General features: G+C 61.8%; 2 protein-coding genes and 2 pseudogenes. 1 reads left to right on the forward strand and 3 read right to left on the reverse strand.

Annotated features, from left to right (window positions below):
• Window positions 1–193: 193 nt before the first annotated feature.
• Window positions 194–364: pseudogene (locus C8K36_RS25360) on the forward strand (IS6 family transposase); the annotation flags it as partial.
• Window positions 365–1,198: 834 nt separating this feature from the next.
• Here the strand turns inward: C8K36_RS25360 and C8K36_RS24625 are convergent.
• The 3 genes and pseudogenes from C8K36_RS24625 to C8K36_RS24485 form a co-directional block, all read right to left on the reverse strand.
• The gene (locus tag C8K36_RS24625; RefSeq protein ID WP_146037643.1) at window positions 1,199–1,768 is read right to left on the reverse strand and encodes a hypothetical protein; all 570 of its coding nucleotides are present in this window, start codon (window positions 1,766–1,768) and stop codon (window positions 1,199–1,201) included.
• A 4-nt stretch (window positions 1,769–1,772) separates the two neighbouring features.
• Window positions 1,773–2,372: a sigma-70 family RNA polymerase sigma factor gene (locus tag C8K36_RS24475; RefSeq protein ID WP_083282743.1), complete on the reverse strand. Its 600-nt coding sequence runs from the start codon at window positions 2,370–2,372 to the stop codon at window positions 1,773–1,775.
• A 451-nt stretch (window positions 2,373–2,823) separates the two neighbouring features.
• Window positions 2,824–3,242 (reverse strand): annotated as a pseudogene (locus C8K36_RS24485) (recombinase family protein); the annotation flags it as partial.
• Between the last annotated feature and the right edge of the window lie 367 nt (window positions 3,243–3,609).

A 3,609-nucleotide genomic window follows, 5' to 3' on the forward strand; every position in this document is an offset into this window, starting at 1 on the left:
GCCGGCAGGTAGTCGTTCCGCGGACATCGGCGCCCTGGCGCGATTGGCGGCCGAGATCGATAGGTAAGAGGAACAGCCTGAACCAGCGTCGAGATGCCGCGATAGCAGGCTCTGCGCGCTGTCGGGATCCGACGAGAACAAGAATCAATCACGACGACACTGTCTCGTTGTTGGACTTGCAGTAACTGGGAGAATCGATGGGGCGAGCACCGCAATACTGTCGTACGAGGACCACCGGTACCCGACCGAAATCATCAATCACTGCGTGTGGTTGTACTTTCGGCCCCCGCTCAGCTTCCATGAGGTCGAAAAGATGATGCTTCAACGCGGTGTCGTGGTCAGCTGCGAGACGATCCGGCGGTGGTGCACCCATTCCGAGGCAACTCCTCAGGCTGTAGGCCGCGTCGTCGAGCGACGGCAGCGAAGCGATCGGCGGCCCGAGCCCAGACATCGCGGCCCTCGAAGTCGCCGGCGCACGCGTGACCGGTTGAGCTTGCGATGAATTGCTGATATCGGACCATCAGAATTTCGTTATCCAGGCATTCGGGGTCTTCTCCGAGCATGAGTTCTGTCGGCATAGTTGTCCTGTCTGACATGGCGTTTACACATATGGACGTCTTCCGTCCCTCGGGGTCGGAGATGATCGACCCTCGGCGTCGCTCGCGAAGATTCCGGTTGGGGCAGTGGGTGAATCGAGTCCGTCGGGGAAGATCACGGATGCGCCCCCACCGCCCCGCCCGTACCAGTTGTCCGTTCTCTGTGATTGCATCGCGCAGCGCGGGAGCATGCCGTCGATGCCCTCATCCTCCACGGGTCTGGGCTCAGGCACACTCTCTCGGATGTCGCGATGCGTCCTCCAGATATGTGGCGGCCAACGTGTGCGCCTCCCGATGGGATGCACCGCACCCTTCCGTCTCGAAACTGTGCCGGTGTCGACCTTCATCCACAACGTGTGAGACAGAGAGCTGTTCGTAGAAGACTCCGACGACACGACTTCCGCGTCGTCGAAGTCGCACGCGCAGATTCCAGATGAGCTGTCTGCACGACTCCCGCCCCTTCCGTCTCAGCCCCTCAGCGGAAAGGCATCGAAGGCAGGAGGTGAAGGCATGCTCATGTACGCGATCGCAGTCCAGGTTGTGTCGACCGGGCCGCGAGGGACGGTCTGCCGTGTAATGACTGTCCCGAGGCTGACTCTGCTTCAGCGTGGCGCGGTGGGAGGCGACATTTGCTCAGGGTCGCTGGCCGGGTCGAGTACGCAGGAGGGGGCCGGGGTCTTCACCGGTCCCGTGTAGCCGAGCCCACGATCCGGTTTGCTGGAAACGCTGATCAAGATGGTGTACCCCTGTGGAATGTTTCGTCCAATGACGATGGAATCACCTGCCGTGTAGGGAGCATCCCACTCGACACCGTCGAAATAGTCGGCCGGTTCCACATACGACGAGCAGTCGTCTGTCATCGCTACTGCCGTAGCTCGCACACCGAGTCGCTGCAATTCTGCATTGGCGGCATCCACAGCTTTGACATCTTCGATCGACACGGTGACGGTGCCGTCGGTGTTTGGAGTGACTGCATACGCCGGGCTGTCGGTACCCGTCAGGGCAATAGCGGACACGGCCCCTGCGACAGCGAGCCCGCTGGCTGCGAAGGCCAGAGGTCGAGCGGTCCGCCGGCGGTGTGACTCGGCTCGCTTCATCGTTGTCAGCGTTGCCGAATGCTTGTTCATCAATTCGTCGAGCAGACTGTCATCAAACTTAGTCATCAGTTCCATCTCCTTATGGTCGTTGCGCCGTAGTACGCAGTTTGTTTCGTGCCCGAAAGAGCCTGATACGCAGAGCACCCGGCGACTGCCCCAGTGCTGCTGCGGCGTCCTTGGGTGTCAGGCCTGCCAGATCAACCAATTCGATGACATCGCGATCAGCGGAAGAGAGCGCAGCCAGCTCATCGAGCAGGCGCCGTCCTTGAGTCTCCGCATCAATACGGTCGACGAGCTCGGCTATTTCGTCTGGATCCAGCGCACGTCGGCCATTCAATCGCCCGTCAGCGTCGGATCGACGCGCTGCGCTTTCACAGTGCTGGGCGAAAACTCGGCGAGCTATGCCGAAAATCCAGCCGCCCGCCGCGCCTCGAGCCGGGTCGAACGAGTCAAACGAAGCGATCGCTTCGGTGAAGGTATCTCCCGTCAAATCCGCGACCACTTGCGGATCGGAGGTACGACGGGAAAAATACCTGGTCACCGCATGCACATGCGCCCGGTACAACTGCTCGAACTCCCCGACACGTCCCTGCGGATCATCCCCCGCTCCAGCGCCCAGAATCGTCAATCCTCTCGCCGCCGACCTCCCCCCGCTCACTTCTTGCTCAAAAGCCAGCACTGCTTTACACCCTGATCGGTGCCACCCGAATGGGTGGACGTCTTCGTTGTCAACTCCCTCATACTTACTTCTTGCTCAAAAGCCAGTTCTGCGTTACGCCCGCAACCGCCAAGGCCTCGGCACGGTCGTCAGTGATGCCCACTGAGCAGTGGTTTCACCGCTGGAGGAGCCTGGATTGGGGGCAGGCACTGCCGTCTCGGTATGCAACTCCCGCGTCGACATCCTGGCCACCAAGGTCGATGCCGGCTTCCGCTTCCCTCACGCCACACAGGTTCTGCAGGTCCGTCGAACTGTCACCCAGGTAGAGGTGGCACCACCGCCGCGACCCGCTCTGCGCAATCGCGCTACTTCACACCCTCTGACACGCAATTACACGACTTTGCAGGGGCGCTGGATGGTGACCGTGTCAAAGGCCACTGACAGACTCACCTTACTTGCGGCTACCGAAAGCGGTTGAGACGGTGCCGGACTCGGTCGGCCGCGGCGACAAATGCCGGTAGAGGGCGGAACGGGTCAGACCGGTCTTGGCGACGATCTCGGCGACCGTGGCCCGGTATCGCGGAGGTGGGTCGCGTGGGCGATCTGGGATTCGGTGACCACCGACGGGCGGCCGGTGCGCCGGCCCTTCGCGGTGGCGACCTGGCGGGCGTGGGCGGCGCGTTCGAGGGTGTAGGTACGTTCCATCTGCGCGGACAGTGCCAGCAGTACGACAGCCAGCTGTGCCATCGGGCCGTCCGGGTTGCTCGAGTCGATGCGGATCGGATCGGCGAAGTTCCGCACTCCGATTCCGCGTTCGCGCAGATCGTGGATCAGGTTCAGGGTGTCGCGCACGTTCCGGCCGAGCCGGTCGAGGGTGTGCGCGGTTTCGACACGACGTTTCGGGATTATCTTGTGAGACGTTGCGAGCTGGGGTGATCCGGCCCGGCGTCTGCCGCACCAGAACCTGTGATCTTCAGCTGTAAGTAACGTGGTTCTGACAGCTGAAAGTGGCAGGTATCCGCCGTCTACGGCCTACCTTCGTCTCGTCAAGGAGCGGCGAGGTTTGGATAGCGCCCCGTGGGGTGGTGGACTTCGGATCAGGTGCGAGATCGCGTAGTGATCAACGAGTCGTGTTGAATGCTAGCTGATTTCGAGGGCCTCCCTGACCGTCTGGAGTGGTTCGGTCGCGACGTGTTCCTTCGCGGCGATCACGGCCCGTAGTTCGTCCATCGAAATGTCGGAGACGTAACGCCGGGTG

Origin of the sequence: Rhodococcus sp. OK519 (assembly GCF_003051005.1) — a bacterium.
In the GTDB taxonomy this organism is placed as follows: domain Bacteria; phylum Actinomycetota; class Actinomycetes; order Mycobacteriales; family Mycobacteriaceae; genus Prescottella.

What these genes read in the sequence shown, in the direction of transcription:
- C8K36_RS24625 (WP_146037643.1), bottom strand. Translation starts at nt 1,768, where the DNA reads ATGGAACTGATGACTAAGTTTGATGACAGTCTGCTCGACGAATTGATG.